17 protein-coding genes are annotated in these 24,857 nt (G+C 37.1%); 10 read left to right on the plus strand and 7 right to left on the minus strand.

Translation table 11 applies throughout. The features are described from left to right. Positions 1 to 4: 4 nt before the first annotated feature. From AC5P2S_RS07090 to kduI, 7 genes are all read right to left on the minus strand, one after another. On the minus strand, positions 5 to 1,534 hold the full coding sequence (locus tag AC5P2S_RS07090; RefSeq protein WP_494556733.1) for an MFS transporter: 1,530 nt from the start codon (positions 1,532 to 1,534) through the stop codon (positions 5 to 7). Positions 1,535 to 1,563: 29 nt separating this feature from the next. Then, complete coding sequence (locus tag AC5P2S_RS07095; protein ID WP_494556734.1) at positions 1,564 to 2,223, minus strand: beta/alpha barrel domain-containing protein; 660 nt, start codon at positions 2,221 to 2,223, stop codon at positions 1,564 to 1,566. A 210-nt stretch (positions 2,224 to 2,433) separates the two neighbouring features. Next, positions 2,434 to 3,438 carry a sugar kinase gene (locus AC5P2S_RS07100; RefSeq protein ID WP_494556735.1) on the minus strand — a complete coding sequence of 335 codons (1,005 nt, stop codon included), beginning with the start codon at positions 3,436 to 3,438 and terminating at the stop codon, positions 2,434 to 2,436. Between the two features lie 139 nt (positions 3,439 to 3,577). After that, positions 3,578 to 3,925, minus strand: coding sequence for a cupin domain-containing protein (locus tag AC5P2S_RS07105; RefSeq protein ID WP_494556736.1), 348 nt, complete (start codon positions 3,923 to 3,925; stop codon positions 3,578 to 3,580). A 276-nt stretch (positions 3,926 to 4,201) separates the two neighbouring features. Beyond that, a complete protein-coding gene (gene uxaC / locus AC5P2S_RS07110) occupies positions 4,202 to 5,611 on the minus strand; it encodes a glucuronate isomerase (protein ID WP_494556737.1) in 1,410 nt (469 codons plus the stop codon). Between the two features lie 36 nt (positions 5,612 to 5,647). Next, entirely contained in the window at positions 5,648 to 6,433 is a 786-nt protein-coding gene (locus AC5P2S_RS07115) for a gluconate 5-dehydrogenase (RefSeq protein WP_494556738.1), read from the minus strand. Positions 6,434 to 6,533: 100 nt separating this feature from the next. Then, complete coding sequence (gene kduI, locus AC5P2S_RS07120; protein WP_494556739.1) at positions 6,534 to 7,370, minus strand: 5-dehydro-4-deoxy-D-glucuronate isomerase; 837 nt, start codon at positions 7,368 to 7,370, stop codon at positions 6,534 to 6,536. A gap of 791 nt (positions 7,371 to 8,161) precedes the next feature. Here kduI and AC5P2S_RS07125 point away from each other — a divergent pair. The 10 genes from AC5P2S_RS07125 to AC5P2S_RS07170 all read left to right on the plus strand — a co-directional run bounded on the left by AC5P2S_RS07125 (position 8,162) and on the right by AC5P2S_RS07170 (position 24,598). Beyond that, complete coding sequence (locus tag AC5P2S_RS07125; protein WP_494556740.1) at positions 8,162 to 11,452, plus strand: SusC/RagA family TonB-linked outer membrane protein; 3,291 nt, start codon at positions 8,162 to 8,164, stop codon at positions 11,450 to 11,452. 9 nt (positions 11,453 to 11,461) lie between these two features. After that, positions 11,462 to 13,282: a RagB/SusD family nutrient uptake outer membrane protein gene (locus AC5P2S_RS07130; protein ID WP_494556741.1), complete on the plus strand. Its 1,821-nt coding sequence runs from the start codon at positions 11,462 to 11,464 to the stop codon at positions 13,280 to 13,282. A gap of 245 nt (positions 13,283 to 13,527) precedes the next feature. Beyond that, on the plus strand, positions 13,528 to 16,086 hold the full coding sequence (locus AC5P2S_RS07135; RefSeq protein WP_494556742.1) for a pectate lyase family protein: 2,559 nt from the start codon (positions 13,528 to 13,530) through the stop codon (positions 16,084 to 16,086). A 246-nt stretch (positions 16,087 to 16,332) separates the two neighbouring features. After that, the gene (locus AC5P2S_RS07140; RefSeq protein WP_494556743.1) at positions 16,333 to 17,346 is read left to right on the plus strand and encodes a pectinesterase family protein; all 1,014 of its coding nucleotides are present in this window, start codon (positions 16,333 to 16,335) and stop codon (positions 17,344 to 17,346) included. 101 nt (positions 17,347 to 17,447) lie between these two features. After that, positions 17,448 to 18,446 carry a DUF4861 family protein gene (locus AC5P2S_RS07145; RefSeq protein ID WP_494556744.1) on the plus strand — a complete coding sequence of 333 codons (999 nt, stop codon included), beginning with the start codon at positions 17,448 to 17,450 and terminating at the stop codon, positions 18,444 to 18,446. Between the two features lie 162 nt (positions 18,447 to 18,608). Further along, positions 18,609 to 19,853 (plus strand): glycoside hydrolase family 88/105 protein, encoded by a 1,245-nt coding sequence (locus AC5P2S_RS07150; protein ID WP_494556745.1) that lies wholly within the window; start codon positions 18,609 to 18,611, stop codon positions 19,851 to 19,853. Between the two features lie 93 nt (positions 19,854 to 19,946). Beyond that, positions 19,947 to 20,783, plus strand: a complete 837-nt coding sequence (locus AC5P2S_RS07155) for a rhamnogalacturonan acetylesterase (protein WP_283415026.1) — start codon at positions 19,947 to 19,949, stop codon at positions 20,781 to 20,783. 150 nt (positions 20,784 to 20,933) lie between these two features. Beyond that, positions 20,934 to 22,601 carry a glycoside hydrolase family 28 protein gene (locus tag AC5P2S_RS07160; RefSeq protein WP_494556746.1) on the plus strand — a complete coding sequence of 556 codons (1,668 nt, stop codon included), beginning with the start codon at positions 20,934 to 20,936 and terminating at the stop codon, positions 22,599 to 22,601. Positions 22,602 to 22,677: 76 nt separating this feature from the next. Continuing rightward, the gene (locus AC5P2S_RS07165) at positions 22,678 to 23,622 is read left to right on the plus strand and encodes an alpha/beta hydrolase (RefSeq protein ID WP_494556747.1); all 945 of its coding nucleotides are present in this window, start codon (positions 22,678 to 22,680) and stop codon (positions 23,620 to 23,622) included. 4 nt (positions 23,623 to 23,626) lie between these two features. Beyond that, a complete protein-coding gene (locus AC5P2S_RS07170; RefSeq protein ID WP_494556748.1) occupies positions 23,627 to 24,598 on the plus strand; it encodes a pectinesterase family protein in 972 nt (323 codons plus the stop codon). Positions 24,599 to 24,857 lie beyond the last annotated feature (259 nt).

The following is a 24,857-nucleotide window of genomic DNA, read 5'->3' on the forward strand; positions in this document are numbered from 1 at the left end:
TTCTTTATTCTTTAATGATTTTGTATTTAGGAACCAATGATTTCATTACAAACCACGCAATCAGATAGGCTACTGCGCAGATTGAGAAAATAATCATATATCCTTTGTCGATACCGTCTGAAATGACAGCACCGGAATTTTTCAATTGAACCAACAGATTATCAGGAAGCCTTGTATCCTTAAATTCAGGATATTTTTCCAAAAGTGGAACGCCGTCAATGGTTGTCCAGGCTTTGTGGGCATGATCGAACAGTAATCCGGACCCTTTGTTAATCAGGAAAGAACCGATTCCTCCAGCCATTCCGCCAATTCCTGTGATGGTTGCGATTGCTTTTTTCGGGAACATATCGCCAACTGTTGAGAAGATGTTAGCCGACCAAGCCTGATGTGCAGCTCCAGCGACCCCAATAATTAAAACCGGAATCCAATAACTGATGCTTCCTGCAGGTTGCGCCACCAAAGCTAATAATGGAAAGAAAGCGAAAATCAACATAGCACGCATTCTTCCTGCGTAAGGATTCATTCCTTTTTTGTCTACAAAATATTTTGGAAGCCAGCCTCCGACAATGGAAATCAAGGTTATCATATACAAAACGAAGAGTGGTAATGCACTTTGCGTGCTATCCATTCCGTAAACTGAACTTAGGTAGGCCGGAGTCCAGAAAAGGTAAAACCACCAAACACCATCTGTCATAAATTTACCAAAGATAAAAGCCCAAGTCTGTCTGTATCCAAAAGCCTGTTTCAAGCTCATTTTTTTCTGAGGCTCATCAGACATAGTTTCTACAACATCATCCTGGTCTTGCTGGATATAAGCCAATTCGTGTTCGTTAACTTTCGGATGCTGATGAGGTTTTTTGTAATAGAAAATCCAAAGTCCCATCCAAACGAATCCAAGCGCACCAATGATGATAAATGCCATTTCCCAACCCATCGATTTGGCGATGAAAGGAATAGTAACTGGCGCAGCTAATGCACCAACAGTTGCTCCAGCATTGAAGATACTTGTAGAAAACGCCCTGTCTTTTTTAGGGAAATATTCTGCCGTCGTTTTAATTGCCGCAGGGAAATTTCCTGCTTCACCAACGGCTAAAACGAATCTTGTAAAGATGAAAAGCGTCACACTTGTGCTTGTAACCAGAGAGATATTGTTTAAAGTTCCAATAATTTCCTTTGATTCTGCAAAGCCTACAAACCAGTTTCCTGTCAAAATTCCCGAAGTTGCGATGCCGCAGAATGCGTGTAAAATAGCTCCAATTGACCAAATGAAAATTGCCCAAAGAAATCCTTTTTTCGTATCCATCCAATCCACAAATTTTCCGGCGAATAACATACTTATTGCATAGAAAATTGAGAACAATGCCGTGATGTTTCCATAATCATTATTATTCCAATGGAACTCGGGTTGTATAAAATCTTTCCAGGTCAAAGAAAGAACCTGCCTGTCAAGATAATTGATGGTTGTAGCAATGAACAGAAGTCCGCAGATGGACCATCTGAAATTACTTGGTTTTAAGGATTTGACTGAACTCATATAGGTTTTAGGAATTTAGTTTTCAATAATTATTTGATAGATTGGATGATGTCCAATACTTTTTTCGTTTCGTTTTCGATGGTTGCGTAATCTTTAGAAGCCATCAGTTCTTTACTGACTAATTTACTTCCCATTCCAACCGCGGAAACGCCGGCTTTGAACCAGCTTTCGATGTTTTCTTTGGTTGTGTCAACACCGCCAGTTGGCATAAATTTCAAGTTTGGAAACACATCTTTGATGGCGCTCATAAATCCAGTTCCTAAAGCATTTCCAGGGAATAATTTGACGAAAGTCACACCTGCATTTTCAGCTTCGATGATTTCTGTCGGCGTCATACAACCCGGACTGTACAACACATCTTTCGGAATCAGGAATTCTGCAACCTCTGAAACAAATCCGGGACTGATGAAAAAGTCAGCACCAACTTTGTAATATTCTTCAGCTTGCTTTTGATTCTTAATGGTTCCGATTCCAAGCAGCATATCCGGCATTTCAGCATTTCGAACTTCAACCATTTTTGTAAAATTGCTTAGTGCAGATTCACCACGGCTTGTGTATTCTACTGCACGGATTCCTGCTCTGTAAAGCGATTTCAGTATTTCGAGAGTTACCGTTTCGTCTGCATTATAATACAAAGGCAACATACCTTGTTTGATAATCGCATTCGTCACTAATTGAATCTTTGTCATTTTAAATTTAGGCTAAAGCCTTTTTACTGTTATTTTTTGAATGGGCTAAAGCCCAATCCTATTGATATTTGCAATGCAATGTTTGAATTTTGTGATTTCTAAATCGTCACAAATTTTTCATCAATTGCGTCCGGTTTTAGCCGATGTTTTCTTTGTTTTTCTAATTTGGCTTTAGCCAAAAGATAATTTTTCCTAAAATTAATTTCTAAATTATCTTTTAATTCTTCCTCCTGAATTGCCACTCATCACTTCCAGAATATCATTGGCACTGCTCAGATTCACATCACCTAAAATCGTATGTTTGATGGCGCAGGCTGCGTTGGCAAACTTCAAAGCTTTCTCATCATCGAAATGGATTAAACCGTAAATCAAACCTGCTGCAAAAGCATCTCCGGTTCCGATTCTGTCCACAACGGGATTCACTTCCAGACTTTCGGTTTCAAAATATTGTCCATTGACCAAAGCTCTTCCCTGTGTCGCCTGATTACTTGCCGTAACACCAATTCTGGTTTTATCAAATACTTTTTTGATGGAAGGAATTTCTTTCATTAATGTCTCAGCAGCTTGGATAAAACTATCTTTATCGTATCCGAAACTTGTTCCCAATATTTCATTGATTTCGTTCACCCCGCCGATGAAAATCGTAGAGTAGGAGATGAGTTCTTTAAGAACAGTGAATCCTTCTTTTCCGTATTTCCAAAGATTGGAGCGATAAGCAGGGTCAGCGGTGATTTCAATTCCTTTTGAATGAGCTAATTGCAAACCTTGCCTCAAAGTTTCATAAGCACCTTCCGAAATTCCAGGAGAAATTCCTGTCCAGTGGAAATACTCAGCACCTTCCAGAGCTTTTTCCCAATCTACTTGTTCCGGTTTGATGTTGGCAAAAGAGCCATTCAAACGATTATAGGAAATTCGGCTGGCACGCATTGCAGAACCAACTTCCATGAAGTATAATCCAATTGGATGTTCTGTTCTGTTGACGAATTGTGTATCAATCCCGTAACTTTTCATTGTTGCAATGGCTGATTCTCCGATGAAACAACTGGAAACATTGGTTATGTGTCTCGTTTCGCATCCCATAATTGCTAAAGACGCAGCGACATTCATTTCTGTTCCTCCGAAGAAGAATTCCATTTCGCGGCTTTGTCTCAGCATTTTGCTGTCGGACGGAGACAATCTCATCAATACTTCGCCAAAGGTTACAACTTTGCTCATTTATGTAGTTTTTTTTAGAATCGAGATTCTTAATTTTTATTTTTTCTGAACGCAAAGAGCGCAAAGATTTTTTAGTTAATTCTATGTTTTTAAGTTCACAAAGGCGTAAAACTTAACAATGTTCGCAGAGAGAAATTAATTACTTTATAAAATCTTCTCTAAACGGGCTGAAAACATCTACTAAAATCCCGTCTTCCAGACATTCAACACCGTGAAGAACATTGGAAGGAACGAAGAATGAATCGCCTTTTTTCAAAATCGAAATATCTTCGCCGATGTTGACTTCAAACTTTCCTTCTGCAACATAAGTTACCTGAATGTGAGGATGTTTGTGCTTGTATCCGATTCCGCCTTTTTTGAAACAGACATTTACCATCATTACAGATTCGTCGTAGCCGAAAATTTGGCGGTCGATATAATCATCGATTTTCTCCCATTCTGTTGAATCGGATTTGTAATATATTTTGGATGTTTGTTTCGTTTCCATTTTTTATTCTAATTCTTTTTTGAACGCAAAGAGCGCAAAGATTTTTTATTTAGTTCAATGCTTTTAAGGTCGCAAAGCCGCTTCGCTTAAATAAGCTTTTTATCCGTTGAATCACTTGCAGCCCGAATTATCTCATCCTTTATATTTTTTGATTTGAATCGATGAACCACTTCGTTAGGTTTGAGCGGGAGCCCTTCGACAAGCTCAGGATAAACTACAGGCGGATTAAGCTGCCCTAATTATTCTGAAATCCTTCGAGAGCCTCAGGATGACATTTTAAAAACTGAAATATTCCTTAGCGTTAAAATAACAAATATCTGCCACAACTTTTCCGACTAAATCCAAATCCTCAGGAAGTTCGCCTGACTCGATTTCGTTTCCTAAAAGGTTACACAATACACGTCTGAAATATTCGTGTCTTGGGAACGAAAGGAAGCTTCTGGAATCGGTCAACATCCCAACGAATGTGCTTATGAGTCCCATATTGGAAAGCGCGTTCATCTGTTTTTCCATGCCGTCTTTTTGGTCCAGAAACCACCAGCCGGAACCGAACTGTACTTTTCCTTTTACCGAACCATCGTTGAAATTTCCAATCATTGTTGCCATAATTTCGTTATCGGCTGGATTCAGATTATAAATGATTGTTTTTGTTAATTTATCCTTAGAATCCAATGTGTTTAGGAATCTCGAAAGGTTTGCAGCCTGACTGAAATCGCCTATGGAATCCCAACCTGTGTCTGGCCCAAGAACTTTCAACATTCTTGCATTGTTGTTTCTCAACGCGCCCAAATGATATTGCTGAACCCAGCCCAATGAATGGTAAGTCTCGCCCAAAAACAACAAAATGGCTGTTTTGAATTGCTCAATCTGATGTGGCGTCAATGTTTCTCCTTTTCTTTTAGTTTCAAAAATTGAGTTGATTTCCGAATCTGTGAACGTTTCAAAAGAAATGTTATTCAATCCGTGGTCACACAATCTGCATCCGTTGGCGTGAAAGTATTCAATCCTTTTGATTAGTGCATCCTGTACATCCTTGTAAGATTGGATTTCGATGCCTGCGGATTCGCCTAATTTATCAATGTAAGAATTATAATCCTCGTTATCAATCAAAATCGCTTTGTCAGGACGGAAAGCCGTGCTAACTGTGATTCCGATATTATTTTGTTTGATTGTTTGATGATATTCTAAAGTATCAATCGGGTCTTCTGTCGTACAAACCGTTTCCACATTTCTCATTTTCAACAAGCCGTGAACAGATTTCTCAGGCGTTTGAAGCTGAGCGGATACATTTTCGTAAACTTGGTCCGCATTTTTTTCGCTCAACAAATCATAGACGTCAAAATATCTTGCTAGTTCCAAATGGGTCCAGTGGAACAAAGGATTTCTCAACGTATTCGGAACTGTTTTTGCCCAGGCTGCAAATTTTTCTTTGTCAGAAGCGTCTCCGGTAATAAATTTTTCGTTCACGCCCATCGTTCTCATCGCTCTCCATTTGTAATGGTCGCCACCAATCCAAACCTGGGTAATGTTCTCAAACTGACGGTTTTCTGCAATTTCTTTCGGAGGCAAATGGTTATGATAATCGATAATCGGTTGGTTTTCAGCAAATCTGAAATACAACTCCTCAGCGAATTTGTTCTTTAATAAAAATGTATCTGTAATAAATGGTTTTGTAAGTGTGTTCATAAGACTAATAGATAATAGACTGATAGATGAAAGACTTTATTCGTTTGAAGGTTTTCCGATTGTGGCTAGGATTCCGCCGTCAACGTAGATGATTTGTCCGTTGATGAACTGACTTGCTTCGGAAGCCAGAAAAATTGCAGTTCCTGCCAAATCTTTGGGATTTCCCCAACGACCTTCCGGTGTTCTGCTGATAATGAACTCGTTGAATGGATTTCCGTCAACTCTGATTGGTTCTGTCTGAGACGTTGCAAAATATCCGGGACCGATTCCGTTAACCTGAATGTTATGTTTTGCCCATTCTGTTGCCAGATTTTTAGTCAGCATTTTCAATCCGCCTTTTGCAGAAGCGTAAGCCACGACATTGTCACGACCCAGTTCGCTCATCATAGAACAGATGTTGATGATTTTTCCGGCTCTTCTGGCAATCATACTTTTTGCGACCAACTGAGACATAATGAAAGGTCCCGTTAAATCCACATCAATCACTTTTCGGAAATCGGAAACTTCCATTTCTAAAGCGGGAATTCTTTTGATGATTCCGGCATTATTAATAAGGATATCGATTTGCTTGTGATTAACTTCGATTTCTGCCACTTTTTCAGCGGCAATTTTCTCATCGGTCACATCAAAAATATAGCCTGTTGCTTTGTATCCTTTTGACTGGTAATATGCAATGGCTTCTTCCAATTTGGATGGAGTAGTACTGGTTACAACCAATTCCGCTCCTGCTGAAGCCAAACCTTCTGCCATTGCCAAGCCTAAACCGTGTGTTCCTCCAGTTACTAATGCTACTTTTCCAGTTAAGTCAAATAAATTTTTCATTTAGAAATATCGTTGATAATTTTTTAATTCTCGCAGATTTCGCAAATGATGCAGATTTTAAAATCAGCTAAATCGGCAAAATCAGCGAGAAAATATTTCATTATTTTAATTCGTCAGTTTTTACAGCATCCATATCTCCGTAGTCCATATTTTCTCCCGCCATTCCCCAGATAAATGTATAATTTGAAGTCCCAACACCAGAGTGGATAGACCATTCCGGAGAAATCACGGCGTCTCTATTTTTAAGGAAAATGTGTCTTGTTTCCTGAGGCTGTCCCATAAAATGTGAAATCGATTGCCCGTCTTCCAAATCGAAGTAGAAGTAAGCTTCCATTCTTCTGGTATGCGTGTGAGAAGGCATTGTGTTCCAAACGCTTCCTTCGTGCAATTCCGTCATTCCCATCTGAAGTTGACAAGTTTCCAGAACGCTGTTTACCAATAATTTGTTGATTGTTCTTCTATTAGCGTATTTCGAATCACCTAATTCTACAATTTCAGCTTCGTTCTTTGTAACCTTTTTTGTAGGATATGTATGGTGAGCCGGAGCAGAATTGATATAGAAATAAGCTTGTTCACCCTCAACATTTTCAAAAGTTACATCTTTATTTCCTTTTCCTATATATAAGGCTTCCTTATTATTAAGTTCGTAAACTGTTCCGTCAACTGTTACTTTCCCTTTTCCTCCAACGTTTATGATTCCGATTTCTCTTCTGTCTAGAAAGTTTTCAGCTTTTAGTTCATCAATTGTTTCAAGCTTTAAAACTTTGTCTGTTGGCATTGCTCCTCCTACAATTAATCTGTCATACATTGTATAGACTAATTTGATTTGTCCTTCTTGAAATAAATTGTTGATTAGGAATTCTCTTCTAAGATCTTCTGTTGTGTATTTTTTTGCATCATCCGGATGATGAGCGTATCTGAATTCTGAAGTTGTCATTTTTTTATAATATAATGTGAACTAAAAATTAATTTTGTGTAATCGATTGCATTAAAAAATGCTCTTTTTGAGACAAAAATTAATTTCTGTAAATATATATATAAATATTAACCAAGAAAGAAAAAAAACAAATTAATTATAAATATTTAATAATCAGGTATTTATTAATAAATAATTGAATTTTTTAAACTCATTAGGTAGTGTTTTGGATGCTTAATTTTGCACAGTAAAACTAATTTCATGCAAAAATTTGTCATTTGTTGCTTTTCTTGCTAAAAAACTATTTTTCAGAATAAAATAATTATTAAGTATTTGATAAATAAGTATTTATGCTTTTATTTTAGGTTTTGTAAAACAATGACTCAGATTTTAACTCATTTTTGATTTTAAGATGAAGAAAAGGGATTTTTTATAAAATTAAGTCTATTAAGTTAAATTTCGGTTAAATAAAATTGCACAAAACTCTATTTTATGGTCTTAAATTAATCAAACTAAATGTTAAATAAAAGTTAATTTCTATGATGAGTCGTTTTATACCTAAAATTTAATTTTGTCATAATTTATTATAAATCAATAATTTATTATTGTTTGTTGTTAATGATAATTCTTTATGTTAAATTAATATTAATAAAAAAATGATTTTTTTTATTTGTCAATTGAAAAATAATCTTAGTTTAGTCGAGTTAAGAAAAGTTTCAAATTTAAAGTGCAATCGATTGCATTTTTATTGTGAGATTTCCAACTATTTTAAGTAAATAATTGCTAAAATTTATAAAAACTAAAAAATATCTATGAGTGGTTTAAAATTAGGTATTCAAAGTGCTTTTGTAAAGACGACTATTGCATCGGTCTTTTTACTGCCGGCATTTGGATTAGCTCAAGAATTAATTAAAATTTCCGGAACTATCACGTCTGATCAGAAGAAGCCTTTGACAAATGTCGAGATCTCTGTAAGGAATTCCAAATTCTCTACAATGACAGATAAATCCGGAAAATATGAATTGAACGTTCCAAAAACCGCAACACTTGTGTTTCGTTCCAAAGGTTTTGAGGAGCAGGAAGTGGAAGTCAACGGTAGAACTGTTATTAATGTTTCATTAGCAAAATTTGATAGTAATAAGGAGAAGGCGATTGATGAAGTGGTTTTGGTGGGATATACAACTGTGTCTAAAAAAGATGTGACCAATTCCATCGCTTCCGTAAAAGGAGAACAATTGGCTGATATGCCTGTAAATAGTGCGGCAGAAGCTATCCAGGGCAGAATGGCTGGTGTACAGGTAACTTTTGGCGAAGGTTCGCCAGGATCTGATCCTGAAATTAAAGTCAGAGGTGGCACGTCTATCACTCAGGATAATGCGCCGCTTTATATAGTGGACGGAATCCAGATGGATAATGCCTTATCCCTAATCTCTCCAAAAGAAATTGAATCTATAGAGGTTCTTAAGGATGCGTCTTCAACTTCAATTTATGGTGCAAGAGGAGCAAATGGAGTAGTTCTGATCACAACAAAAAGCGGTAGAAAAAATGCTAAAACCACCATTAACTATAATGGTTATACAGGTGTTAGAACAATTGCAAAAACTCTGGATGTGATGAGTCCTTATGATTTTGTCCAGTACCAGTATGAACTTCGTAACAAAGATGGTTACCAGGATCAGATCGATAAGTTTATACAACTTTATGGCAATTATAATCCGACTTATGATGATAATGGGCAGTTGATAGATGTGGGAATTGATAAATATAGAACTATCAAGACCAAAAACTGGCAGGATGAAGTTTTTGGAAAAGAGGCATTTAATTATACTCATAATATCAACATTTCCGGAGGGAATTCCAATTCGGCATTTACATTGGCATTGAATCATGTGGAAGAAGACGGGATTATGCTTAATTCCGGCTACAAAAGAAGTATGGCTAATTTCAAATATGATTTTGATATCAGTAAGAAACTGAAAGTAGGATTGACCGCAAGATACAGCAGGACTTCGATTCTGGGAGCAGGAACATCCTCGTCAGGAACCCAGACAACCAACAGGCTTAGAAATGTTATCCGTTATAAGCCATTTGAGAACGGTATTAGCTTAGGTGCCGGTTCTGATGAGTTCGATACAGATGATTATGCAACTACCAACCTTGTTAACCCGGTTTTGCTTGCCAATAACGAAATAAAATATAATGATGTTAATAACTTATTCCTGAATGGAGTTATTACGTATAATATTTTTAAGGATTTAACATTCAAAAGTACCATTGGTTATGTCCAGAATGATCAGGATATCAAGCAGTTTTCCGGACCATCCACTTATCTGTCAAGGATCAATTCTGATATGTCTGTAGTTCAGCTAACAAGTACTCAAAGCAGAAGAATAACAAATAGTAATACGCTTGCTTATAAAAAGAAATTTGGTGAAAGCAAATTAGATCTATTGCTTGGGCAGGAGATTGTACAAACAGACGGCGAAAAAACGGACATGACAATCAGATGGTTGCCGACTTCTTTATCAGCAACTCAGGCTTTTGCAAATATTGTCCTTGCAATGCCGCCTATGGGAATGGTTCAGGAAGCTCCTATTGCAGCAGCTCAGCCTCCAATGAGACTGGCTTCATTCTTTGCAAGAGCCAATTATATCTACAACAACAAGTATATTGCGACGGTATCTATAAGAAGAGATGGATCTAATTCTTTTGGGTATTCTAATAGATGGGCCAATTTCCCTTCAGCATCTTTGGCCTGGAAAATTGGCGAAGAAAACTTCCTGAAGGATTCCAAAATTGTAAATGACCTTAAATTACGTGCAGGTTATGGACAATCCGGGAATGATAGAATTGCTTCTTTCACATTTGATACTTTCTATATGCCGTCAAGTACCTATGGATATACTGGTGGAGTAGGAATTATTACAGGAGCGGCGCCAATAAACATTATGCCGAATCGTAACATCAAATGGGAAGCAACCGTTTCTCAGAATGTGGGTATAGATTTTACATTGTTTAATAAAAGAGTCTATGGAGCACTTGACGGATATATCACGGACACTAAAGATTTATTATTATTAGCTAAAATTCCTCAAACTTCCGGATATGAGTATCAATATCAAAATTCCGGAAAAACTCAAAATAAAGGTATCGAATTCAGTTTGGGAGCTATTATCGTTGGTAATGAAAACTTTACCTGGAAAACTGATTTCAACATCGCAGCTAACAAAAATGTCATAAAAAGTTTAGGGTCTTTAACACAGTCCGGAACAGATTATTATCTTCAGCCATCAGGATGGGTTAATAACTTATTTGACTTCAAAGTTCAGATAGGTGCACCTGTGGGAACATTTTATGGGTATGTTACGGAAGGCAGATATGAGCTAAGCGATTTTGATTACAATGCAACTAACCGTACTTATAAACTGAAAGACGGAATTCCGAGTTCAAGCTCTGTTGCTTTAGGAAACAAAGCGCCTCAGCCGGGAGATTTGAAATTAAGAGATTTGAATGGTGACGGGGTAATTGATACAAAAGACCAGACCGATCTTGGGAATGCCCAACCTAAGTTTTATGGAGGATTTAATCAGACATTCCGTTACAAAAATTTTGACATGAGTTTATTCTTCAATTTCTCTGTCGGAAATAAAGTGTATAATGCTAATAAAATTGAATTTACAACCAAGTATCAATATACAGACCAGAACATGTTAGCAGAAATGGCAAATCGTTGGAAGTGGTTCAATGCAGATGGTGTGAAAGTTACAGATCCTACGGAGTTGGCAGCTCTTAATGCCAATACTACAATGTGGACACCAACCGGCGGTAACTATTTTCTGCATTCTTATGCAATAGAAGACGGTTCTTTTCTAAGACTTAATAACATAACAATAGGCTATTCTTTACCAAAAGATTCTCTTAAAATGCTTGGTATAACCAATTTCAGATTGTATGCAACAGCCAATAATGTATTCACGATCACAGGTTACTCTGGCTATGACCCCGAAGTGAGTACAAGAAAAAGCACGCTTACACCAGGGGTAGATTATGCGGCTTTTCCGCGAAGCAGATTTTTCTTAACCGGTATTGATGTAACTTTTTAATTCAAAAAAATGAAAATTAACAGATTAATTTATATTCTTAGTTGTTTGGTTGCCTTCAGTATTTTTACATCTTGTGAAGACTTCCTTAATGCAGAAAATATTTCCAGTTCCAACGAAGCACAACAGTTTGACAGCACTGCCGACACTTTCAGCGCATTAGTTGGTGTTTATAACCAAATAATTGGTGATGATGGATATGGACAGAGACTGAATTTATATTATCCCCAGTCGGCTGATGATTTTAAAACATCAGGAGATTATAACTGTAATGACAGAAGGGGAATCAGTACGTATGGCGCTTGTACTTCTAATCCGGATCTTAACAGACCATTTTTAAAATTATATTCAGGGATTGAAAGAGCTAATCTTTGTATTAAAAACATTCCTTTATCACCCGTTTATCAGACAGGTTCAACAGCTGATAAAGCGTTAATGGATCGTTACTATGGCGAAGCTTTGACACTGAGAGCAATGTTCTATTATGATCTTATCAAAAACTGGGGTGATGTTCCAATGCAAATGGTGCCTTCATCAGATTTGGAATCGGTTTATTTACCAAAAACGGACAGGGATATTATTTATGATAAAATTATTGCAGACCTTGCAACTGCTGCACAATTAGTTCCCTGGAGATCAGAATCAGGAACATCTAATACAAGATTCACCAAAGCTGCTGTAAAAGGTCTTAGAGCAAGAATTGCTTTGGCTAGAGCCGGGTATTCTCTTAGAAGAGATCCAAGAGTTATGGCAAAAGGATCTAATTCCGAGGTGTATTACAAAATTGCTTATGATGAATGCAGAGATATTATCAATTCCGGGCAACACGGTTTGAATAGCAGCTTTGAAGCAGCTTTCAGACCATTGCATGAGAATACGGAAGATGCAGCACATGAGGTTATCTTTGCAGTAGGTGCATACGGAGGTAATGCTGCAACAGATAGTAAGATTGGTTATTACAACGGAATGCGACACGATGATGCTTCTAATTGGAAAAGTAGTGGCGGTATCAATGCTATAGCAACTTATTTTTACGAATTCGGAAAATATGATGTCAGAAGAGACCTTACCGTAGCGTCTATGCAGATCAATGCTACCAACCAGGCAATATTGTCGACAGGCGTTTTGTGTACAGACGGAAAATTCAGAAAGTCTTGGACAAATGTTACAGGAACTGCACAAAATCTTGCTATCGACTGGCCATTGTTACGTTACTCTGACATTCTTCTAATGTTTGCTGAAGCAGATAATGAAATCAACGGCAATCCTTCTGCACAGGCTGTGGATGCGGTAAGACAAGTTAGAAACAGGGCATATGCAGGTAACTTAGGACAGGCTGGAACAATTCCGACAGATAAAACAGGATTCTTTAATTATATTGTTCATGAGAGATTATTGGAATTCGGAGGAGAAGGTCTTAGAAAATATGACTTGATCCGTTGGAATCTCTTAGCAACAAAAATTGCTGAAACCAGACAAAAGCTTTCAGATCTGTTAAATGGAACGGGACAGTATGCGAATGTTCCTTCTTATCTGTATTACAAGGTTTCTCCATATGACAAAACAAAATCCGCACAGGCAGCACTTCAGGCAATTGATGTGTATGTTCCTGCGGGTGTTGACAGATCAGACGTATATTATACGCCATCAGTAGCAAATACGCCGGCAGGCTATACAAGAGTCAATTGGAGAGCAGCTATGACAGCTACTTACATCAATGATCCTGCAAAAGGATACGCCCAATATTTTGAAACAAATAGAAAAGAATTACTTCCTATCTATAACGATATTATACAATCAAACTATAATCTGACTCAGGATTACGGTTATTAGAAATAGAATTCTGGACTAGAATTTTTTTAAGTTATTATATTTTTAATTTTTTTTGAAGACTCACTCTATCAGGATTTTATATCCTGGTAGAGCTGAATCTAAGGGATTTTTTGTCCAAAATTTAAACAAAAACTATATTCTATTATTTAAAATTAGTTAATGAGAAGGGTTCGTTGAAGTCAACACTAATTATAATAATTACATTTTATAAAAACTCGTAAAAGACTCATTAAAATAAATTTTATATGAATAAATTTAAACTACTTTATGTATTCTTGTTATTTGTAATGACGCAGGTATCAGGACAGTCTGTTACATTCAACGAATCTGCAGGCTGGGTAGAAACAGCCTTTGTAAAATGGCAGCCGGTAGAAAATGCCGGAAGATACAATGTTTACTATTCCGGTGAAGGCGTTGTAAACAAGCAGGTTGATGATTATTTGATTCGCAGTTACGGATCATATTTCAGAGCTGACATTTTAGGACTGAAAGCAGGTAATTATACCATTACCGTTAAACCGGTAATTTTAGGGATTGAAGGCTCAGGTTCTACAACCGGTGCTTTGACAGTTCTTCCACAGGACAGGAATGGTTTTGCCTTTAATGGTGGAAGAGTTCCAGGTGGTTACAAAGCCGACGGGACGCCAAAAGATAATGCTGTCATCTTGTATATTACAGAGAAAAGTAAAAACACGATTTCTTTTAATGTAATTACCAGTAACAATGGAAATACGACTAATTATGTTGGGTTTCAGAACATCTTTTCCGGTATCAAAAAAGGAATTGATAAAAGACCTTATATTTTTAGATTAGTTGGTAATATTACCGATTTTACAGATATGGAAGGCGGTGATCTTGTGGTTGAAAACAAGAACAATGATCAGAGCTATATTACTGTAGAAGGTGTCGGAAATGATGCAACGGCAAATGGCTGGGGAATTCGTGTAAAGAATGCGACTAATATTGAGATTGCGAATCTTGGATTCATGAATTGTGACAGCAGCGAAGGCGATAATATTGGCATGCAGCAAAACAACTCTTATATCTGGGTTCATAATAATGATTTGTTTTACGGACATGCCGGCAGCGATGCGGATCAGATCAAAGGTGACGGTGCACTGGACAACAAAGGAACAACTTATGCCACTTATTCATATAATCATTTCTGGGATTCAGGGAAATCAAGTTTATTAGGATTGAGCGAAGGAACAACGTCTGGATTATATGTAACATACCACCACAACTGGTTCGATCATTCAGACTCAAGACATCCAAGAGTTCGTTATTATTCGGCTCACATTTACAACAATTATTTTGACGGAATTTCTAAATACGGTTCAGGATCTACGGAAGGTTCATCTTTATTTTTAGAAGGGAATTATTTCAGAAATTCTAAAAATCCAATGATGATCTCTTTACAAGGAACAGATGTTTGGAATCCTTCAAAACAAATGAACGATCCAACCAATCAAGGGACTTTTTCTGGAGAAGACGGAGGAATGATCAAAGCTTTTAATAATGTTATGGATGCAGATATTGCAACCAATTCTATGCGTTTTGTAGCTTATGCAGACCCGAATCCTTTATACAATATCGAAGGAAAAATCAGTTCATTAACAGATTTTGATGCTTACCTGGCAACCTCACGTGGAGAAATAGTTCCTAACACGGTCAAATCAAAAGTAGGAGCAAACTCATATAATAATTTTGATACAGATGCTTCTCTTTATGTAAAGAATCTATCTGTTGAAGATCCGACTGCTGCTAGAGACAGAACAAAATTATATGCAGGACGTGTACAAGGTGGCGATTTCAAATGGACTTTTGATAACGCTGTTGATGATAAATCTTATACAGTAATTACAGGCCTCAAATCAGCTTTGACTGCTTATGGAACAACTATGGTTTTTATCCAGGCAGAAGGCGGTTCACAGACTTTGGTTAACACGTCAGGAAACAAAGATCAGACGGTAACTTCAGGATCTGCAGTGGCTCCTATTGTATTTACTTGGGGTGGAGATGCGACAGATGTGTCGTTAACGGGTGTTACCAATGGTCTTACATTTACAAAAGATGTAACTGCTAAAACTGTAACAATTACCGGAACTCCGACTCAAACTACAGCTTACACAGTTACAACAGTTGGATCCACTGGGACAGCTGTTTCTATCAGCGGAACTGTTACAGTCGGTTCAACCGGGAATCCGGGTTCAGATGGATTGATCCATAACTTCACAACTTCCGGGAAAATAAGTACATTCTACACCATCACAGGTAACATGAATTCTACAGATGGTTCTCAGTCTTATGACGGATTTACACTGACTAAGCGTTTCAAAATGGAATCTGCTACAAGTATCAATTATACAACAACTGCAGTATCAACTTTGGTATTGGTTTTCGATGCCGATTTTGCTAAAAATGTGAAATTTGATGGCGTTAATTACACTGCGGTAAACGGTATTGTGACAATCCCTAATGTTGCACCAGGAGCACATAGCATTACAAAAGGAGATACAACCAACCTTTATTATATTAAAACAACTTATGCATTAGCAGCAAATGATATTAATAAAGCGCAGATAACTTTATATCCAAACCCGGTTTCTGATTATTTGCATATCAATACTGCCGGAGAAAAAGTGCAAAGTATTAAAGTTTACAATTTTGCAGGTGCATTGGTTAGGAATATAACGGATGCAAAAGCAGATACAGTTGATTTGAGAGATCTTACAACAGGTAATTACATTATCAGCATCACAACTGATAAGGGAGTAATCACTAAAAAGATTATCAAAAAATAAACTTAAATCATCTAATGTCAGCCTGTAGCATTCAGGTCACATTATTTAATTGTTAAATTCATACAGGTTTTCATCCCGAAAGGGGTGGAAACTTGTATATTTAAAAAGATTGGCACGACTCATACAAAAAAATTTCTAGAAATAGACATCAAAAATTTATAGCTCTGTAAGAGCGATATGTTTGTAGTAAAATATTAAAAAAACAAAGAGCTCCGTAGGAGCGACCTGTTAATAGAATCAACATCAATGAAAACCAGAAATCCGTTATTGTTTTTTTCTTTCATCCTTGTTTTGATTATTATCAATTCTTTCAGCGTTATGCATAATTCTGAAACAATTTATACCGTTTCAAAAGACGGAAAAGGAGATTTCAAAACAATTCAGGAAGCGGTTAATGCAGTTGAAGATAAGTTGGATTCCAAAACAAAGATTATTATCAGAAAGGGAATTTACAGAGAAAAAATAATTGTTCCTGCAGCCAAAGGGGCTATTTGTTTCGAAGGTGAAAGTTTGGATGAAACCATAATTGTTAACGGCGATTTTGCATCAAAGAAAAATCCCGAAGGAAAAGAAATGGGAACAACAGGTTCATCAACCATTTTTATTTTTTCAGACAACTTTTCGGCGAAGAATATCACTTTTCAAAATGATGCCGGAAAAGTAGGACAAGCCGTTGCTGTTCTCATTACAGGCGACAAAGCTATTTTTAAGAATTGCAGGTTTCTCGGATTTCAGGATACCTTGTATCTGAAAGGACAGCAGGATGTTCCTGAGCCCAAAAGGGAAATCCGTCATTATTTTAAAAACTGTTACATTGAAGGAACAACTGATTTCATTTTCGGCGCGGCAACTGCGGTTTTTAAAGATTGCACAATCTATGCGAAAGAAAGTGCAACTTATCTCACAGCAGCTTCAACTCCGGAGAATGTAAGGTTTGGTTTTGTTTTCATCGATTGTAAAATCAAAGGCGAGGCGAAACCAGAATCTGTTTACCTTGGAAGACCTTGGCGACCTTTTGCTAAAACAGTTTTTATCAATACAGAAATTTCAAATATCATAAAACCCGAAGGTTGGCACAATTGGAAAAAGCCGGAAGCTGAAAAAACTGTTTTTTACGCAGAATTCAATTCGACCGGAAGTGGAGGTGATGTCAAGAATAGAGTTGCCTGGTCTCGTCAATTAACAAAGGAACAGTCCAAAGACTACTCAATCAAAAATATTCTTTCAGGAAAAGACAACTGGAATTTTAAAATAAATTAATATTAGGTCACTGAACGAAGTCGAAGTGTCTTTGCTAACTTAAAAGCATTGCATAGAATAAAAAATCTTATAGGACTTTGCGTTCAAACAAAATAATAAAAATGAAAAACATCATACTCAAAACTATTTATTCAGGATTGCTGATAAGTTTTATCAGTTGCTCTGCGCAGACAGATGTCATACGGACAATCAGGAAAAACGGAAATGCTCCATTTTCTTACGCCGAATTATCTATAAAAGAAGGCGGAAAATGGGATGGTAATCAATATGTCGGAGGGAGGTTTAAAAATGTTAACCAGCTTACGATTCCTGCGGAACACACAGACCATTCAACTTACATCAGATATGAAGGGATAGGTTTGGAAAACAACCAGATTGGTTATAGATTATATCTCGATTGGCGCAATGCAACGGATATTTTCGGGAAAAAAGTTAACACTTTGGTTTTGCCGGAAGTCGGTCAGGATGGCTTCGAATCATACCACCACGATGCAGTTTGGGGACAGGATATATTGAAATCCGGGCGAACGATTGGTATTGGTTCTTACGGCAGATATGATGAACAAAACGATTTTGTCGAGACTTTCAAAATGGTAAAATCAACAGCCGCAAAAGTAATCAACGAGAAAGATTACTCATATGCGATTATCAATTACAAAGGCTGGAAAACCTGGGGCGATGCGATAGATGTTCATTCCAGACTCACGATTTTCAACAGAGACCGTTTTGTAAAAGTAGATTTAACTTTGAGCAACGCCATTTCCGGATTATGTACAGGGATCGTGGCGTTCGACAAAATACCGGTCGAACAGGTTACAGGCAAGAATAAAAAGTGGGCTTACATTGCTACTTTTGGTCAGCAGACTTTGGCTAAAAAAGATGACAATCTCGGGATGGCGGTTTTTTATCCCATCAATAGTTTTGATAAGTATGTAAAGACCAAATCCACACATACAGTGGTTTTCAAAAAGACCCAAAATGTATCGTATTACTTTTTGGCAGCATGGTCACAGGAACCAGACGGCATCAAAACCGAAACCGAGTTCTATCAGGATCTGAATAAAAAATTAGACCAGCTCGACAACGATGGAACATTGTAAATAGAGTAATTTGGGCAGCTTAATCCGTCCTCCGTTCCCGCTTTTTTCTTTTTCGGTAAAAAAGAAAAAGAGCTCCACTCAGGCCGGGCTGCGTGCTATTCAACGTTAAAACAAATCATCTCGATCTGTTTAAACAGAAGAGAAAGAATAAAAGTAAGAAAAATGAAATTCAACAGACTCAGAATATTAACTATGGCTGCATTAGCATCAGGACTGTTTTTTTCCTGTGCGCAACAACCAAAACAGACCAATCAAAAAGTTTTGAAGGTTACAAGACAGACTATTTCTACAAAGCTGCCTTGGTCAGAAAGAATGATGCAATCCGAGATGAAACGTTTTCCCGAAGCCTGGATGTTGGATTTTTTCAAATCACCGAAATGGAGCTATCCCAACGGCTTGGTTTTGAAAGCTGCGGAACAATTATTCAGGAAAACGGGAAAAAGAGAATATTATGATTACATCAAAGCCTATGCTGACGAATTGGTCAATGCAGACGGCACGATTAAAACCTACGATATCAATAAGTATAATCTCGATATGCTGAATTCCGGTAATGTTTTAATTTATCTTTTCCTCGCAACCAAAGATGAAAAATACCTGAAAGCGACGCAATTGCTAAGGTCACAACTGAACGATCATCCAAGAACTTCCGAAGGCGGATTCTGGCATAAGAAAATTTATCCCAATCAAATGTGGCTGGATGGATTGTATATGGCAGAGCCGTTTTATGCTAATTATACAAGATTATTTGATGAAGGAGCTGATGCGGATAAAGCTTACAATGATATTGTGAATCAGTTTGATATCATCCAGAAGCACATGGTTGATCCTAAAACCGGCTTGTTGTATCATGGCTGGGACGAGAGCAAAGAACAACAGTGGGCAGATAAAAAAACAGGACTTTCCCCCAATTTCTGGGGACGTGCGATGGGCTGGTACGGCATGGCTATCGTAGATGTTCTGGACTATTTGCCGGAACATCATCCCGGAAGAGCAAAACTCATGGGTTATCTTAAATCTTATTCAGAAGCTTTGGTGAAAGTTCAGGACGAGAAAACGGGACTTTGGTACCAGGTTTTGGACAAAGGTGGCGAAAAAGGAAATTACCTCGAAGCTTCAGCATCATCAATGTTTGTTTACACCTTTGCAAAAGCTGTCAGAAAAAAATACTTACCAGCTTCTTATAATGCGGTTGCTAAAAAAGGCTACAACGGAATCCTCAAAAATCTAATCTCGGTTGATAAGGATGGGACAGTCAATCTGAACCAAAACTGCGCAGTTGCCGGATTAGGCGGAACACCTTACAGAAGCGGAACTTACGAATATTATGTCAATGAAGAGATACGTTCCAATGATCCTAAGGGAACAGGCCCGTTCATCCTCGCAAGTCTGGAATTAGAGAAATAAAATATAAGTTCTGTCAGAGCGTTCAGGTATTTTATGTCAAATTTGACTTTTCAGAATTACAAAAAATTAAAACGAAATAGATTATAATCAAAAATGAAAATTTCTTTCAAAAAAATCTCGACAGCATTTTTTATCGCAGCTTCTGTGATGATTGTTGCTCAGACAGAACAGGATAATCAAAAAGAGAGAATCGTGCAACCTTCCACAGACAAAAACACGACCAATATTTTTTTAGCTGGCGATTCTACGTTGACCGATTATACTTTAGAAAGCAATTATCAGGAAAAGCGTTATCCGCAGCAAGGTTGGGGCGGCGTTTTTCAGGAGTTTTTTGGCGCGGACAGTCTCAAAACTTTCAAATCGAATTTAGCAAAACAAGTTTTGGTTGTGGACAAAGCTAAAGGTGGAAGAAGCACAAGAACCTTTTTTCAGGAAGGCCGGTGGCGTTACATTTTTGAAAATCTGAAACCGAAAGATTGGGTACTGATCCAGTTTGGTCACAACGATGAATCTGAGAAAAAAGTCGACCGTTATGTGGATGTCCCGGGTTACAAAGAGTATTTGAGATTGTATATTCATCAGGTTCGTGAGAAGGGGGCAACGCCCGTGTTGGTAACGCCGGTTTCAAGAAATTATCCTTGGAAAGAAGGTATTTTAGAAGATAGTCATGTCGATTACGCAAAAGCAATGATAGAAGTCGGGCAAGAACAAAAAGTCGATGTTATTGATTTGAACAGATTGTCCAGAGAATTTTTCACGAAAAAAGGAAAAGATTTCGTGACCACAACCTATTTTATGAATCTTCCCGAAGGAAAATATCAAGCTTATCCAAAAGGTCAGAAAGATGACACCCATTTCCAGCCGGAAGGTGCAAAAGCTGTCGCTCAATTGGTTTATAATGAATTCAAAAAAATAGTAAGCAAGAAATAAACTCAAAGTTTGTCATTCCGAAGGAAATCTCGACAGTTTGGATTCCTACGGAATGACAAATATTGAAAATAAGGTCAAAAACCTTGCAACTTTAAAAATATAATAAAAATAGAAATTTGCGCTCTTTGCGTTAAAATCAAAATACTGAGAATGAAGAACACGATTAAAATTTTAGCTTTTACCTTAGCAACATTAGTTTCAGGAAACACTTCTGGACAGAGTATTGTCGATATTTACAAAAATGTGGAATTCAAAATGCCAACAGTTGCAGAAACTTCTTTTCCCGCAACTTCCGTTAATATCAAAAATTTTGGTGCTGTTTCTGGCGGAATCGTAAAAAATACAGAAGCCTTTAAAAAAGCCATTGACGAAACCTCCCAAAAAGGTGGCGGAACAGTTGTTGTTCCAAGAGGAATCTGGTTAACGGGACCAATTGTTCTGAAAAGCAATATTAATCTGCATTTGGAAGACGGCGCTTTGCTGATGTTCAGTAGAGATTTTGCGGATTATCCTTTGGTTGATGTCAGTTTCGAAGGTTTGAACACAACGCGTTGTCAGTCTCCGATTTCTGCAAAAGGGGCGACCAACGTTGCCATTACCGGAAAAGGTGTGATTGACGGCAACGGCGATGCCTGGAGATATGTGAAAAAAGGAAAAATGACCGACGGGCAATGGAAAGAATTACTGTCAAAAGGCGGCGTTTTGTCAACGGACAAAAAAATATGGTTTCCGAGCGAAAGCTCCAAAAGAGGTTTTGAAAGTACGGCCAATTTTAATATTCCTGAAAAATTGACAACTCGAGAACAGTTGGAATCGGTGAAGGATTTTCTCCGGCCGGTGATGGTGAGTTTGGTGAGCTGTGACAAAGTGCTTTTGGACGGACCAACCTTCCAGAATTCACCAGCATGGAATCTTCATCCGTTGATGTCAAGTAATTTGATTTTAAGGAATCTGACGGTCAGAAATCCTTGGTATTCACAAAATGGTGACGGTCTGGATTTGGAATCTTGTAAAAACGTTTTGGTTTATAACAATACATTTGATGTTGGCGATGACGCAATTTGTATCAAATCCGGAAAAGATAAAGATGGTCGCGACAGAGGCATTCCGACCGAAAATGTCATCATCAAAAACAATACGGTTTATCACGCTCACGGCGGTATTGTTATCGGAAGCGAAATGTCCGGCGGTGTCCGGAATCTTCATGCTTCAGATTGTACGTTTATCGGAACGGATATCGGGCTTCGTTTCAAAACGACTAGAGGAAGAGGCGGTGTTGTTGAGAATATCTGGGTCAGCAATATCGATATGACAGGAATTCCAGCTCAGGTAATTGGTTTTAATATGTTTTATGAAGGCAATTCGCCAATCATCGAAGATGACCAAAATGCTGACAATGAAAAAAGAAAAGAAAAAGATATTCCTGTGACCGAGGAAACACCGGTTTTCAGAAATGTGTTCTTCAAAAATATCACAGCTTCCAATTCCTACGAAGCGTTGTTACTAAATGGTTTATCTGAAATGAACCTTAAAAATATCGTGATAGAAGATTCTTATTTTGATACCAAAAAAGCTTTAACCATCGTAGATACAGACGGAATTACATTGAAAAATGTTAAAATAAAGTACACCGATGGAACTGGTGCAACTATTTATAATTCTAAAAATGTTGACATCTCCGGATTAACTTTGGAATCTTCCAAAACACCTTTGGTAAAGGTCATCGGAAGTAAAACTATAGCCATCAAATTACCAAAAGGAATCTCCGGAGATAAATTATCGATTTCCAAAGATGTTCCGAAGAATGCTGTAAAATAGTCAGTTTTGTCATTCAAAATTTTGCGCAGCATTATGAAGTGAAGAATCTTAACTTAACGAACAAAAATTTAAACGGATGAAGCCAGCCCAAGTTAACTTGAATCAAAATAGTCGCCTGCGGAAGATTTTCATCCGTTTTTCTTTGGTGTTCATTTCGATTTCAAAGATTTATTCTCAGGAAATCGAAAGACCAAACGCGCAGCCTTATACAGTTGAAGCAACATTCGAAAAACTGAAAAAGAAATATTCTTTCATACAACCTTTGAATCTGGAATTTCCAAAAAATATCAAAGTCAAAAAAGACTTAAAATACAAAATCAGAAACGGCAAATCACTTTTGGCGGATATTTATTTTCCTGAAAATTCATCTCAGAAAGATCCTGCAATTATTCTTGTTCACGGGGGTGGTTGGATTTCTGGAAGCAAAGAAAATGAAAAGTTTTTGGCTCAGGAATTAGCTTCAAAAGGTTATATTGCAATGGCAATCAATTACAGTTTGAGTGATTTTGCAAAATATCCTGCCGCTGTTGAAGATATTGAAGATGCTTTGAAATTCCTCAAAAAGTATCATAAAAAATTTGGTCTTAATAAAAAGAAAATTGCAATTGGAGGAAACTCAGCCGGAGCACAATTGGCAACTTTGGTTGGCGTCAAAAATAAAGTTCAGGCGATTGTCAATATCGATGGAATCGTTTCATTCACCCATCCCGAATCGGAGGAAGGAACTTATGCGGCTTATTGGTTTGGAGCTACTAAATCCCAAAATTTCAAACTCTGGAAAGATGCTTCACCTTTGGAATATGTCGGGAATCATACGCCTCCAACATTGTTTATCAACAGTTCTCAGCCGAGATTTCACGCTGGAAGAGACGATATGATAAAGAAATTAAAACAATACAATATCCCAACAGAATCTCATGAAATCAAAGAATCTCCGCATTCATTTTGGCTGGTTCAGCCTTGGTTTGGTGAAACTCTGGAATATATTGTTGATTTTCTGGATAAAGTTTTAAAAAATTAATCCAATGAAAAAGTTACTTTCTTTTCTCAGTTTGTGTCTTGTTATTTTAAATTTTGCTCAATCACCTTACATCACTATTATTGTGGCGAAGGACGGTTCAGGTGATTTTACAACAGTTCAAAATGCAATTAATTCGATCCGTGATTTAGGTCCGGCTGAAGCTTTAATTAAAATTAAATCAGGAATTTACAATGAAAAAGTAATTATTCCTTCCTCAAAACATTTGATTACGATTGAAGGCGAGAATAAGGAAAACACCATCATTACCAATGATGATTTTTCAGGAAAGCAGAATCCTTTGACCAAAGAAAAGCTTAATACATTCAATTCTTACACATTTTTGGTTGCTGGAGATAATATTAAGATTTCAAATCTGACCATCAAAAATTCGTCGTGTAATCAAGGACAAGCCGTGGCACTTCATGTAGAGGGCGACCGATTTATGATGAAAAATTCCAAAATTTTGGGTTGTCAGGATACACTTTATGCAGCGACTGATCATAGCCGGCAATACTATGAAAACTGTTATATAGAAGGAACGACGGATTTTATTTTCGGTCAGGCGATTGCAGTTTTCAAAAATTGTGAAATCAAAAGTTTAGCGAATTCTTATATCACAGCTGCAGCAACAAGTAAAGACAATCAATATGGTTTTGTCTTTATTGATTGTCATTTGACTGCAAAAGAAGGCATCTCCAAAGTTTATCTTGGAAGACCTTGGCGACCATTTGCGAAGACTGTCTTCATTAATACAACTATGGAAAGCCATATTTTACCGGAAGGTTGGAATCCGTGGAAAGGTGATAAAATGTTTCCTGATAAAGAGAAAACTGCTTATTATGCAGAGTTCAAAAGTTTAGGCATTGGTGCCAATCCCGGCAAAAGAGCTGAGTGGTCTCATCAGCTTTCCAGAAAAGAATTGAAGAATTATTCCCTTGAAAAGATTTTCAAAAAATCGGATAACTGGATTCCCTAAATTTGTTGCACAAACTAAAATTTTCTGTAATCCCGGAATTTTGAATTTCACTTATGATTTCGGGAATTTTATGCAATCGATTACGTTATTTTTTTTAACAATTATAGCTCACATGATGTATCTGAACATTATGATCTGAAAAAATAATTAAACAGTTATTTAACGATTGAGCTATTTATTTAAAGCGAATTTTAATTAATTATTAATTTAATCTGAACTCAATTTTAAAATATTTTCTGAAAAATAGTGGACGACATAA

This window comes from Epilithonimonas sp. 33E (assembly GCF_059372615.1).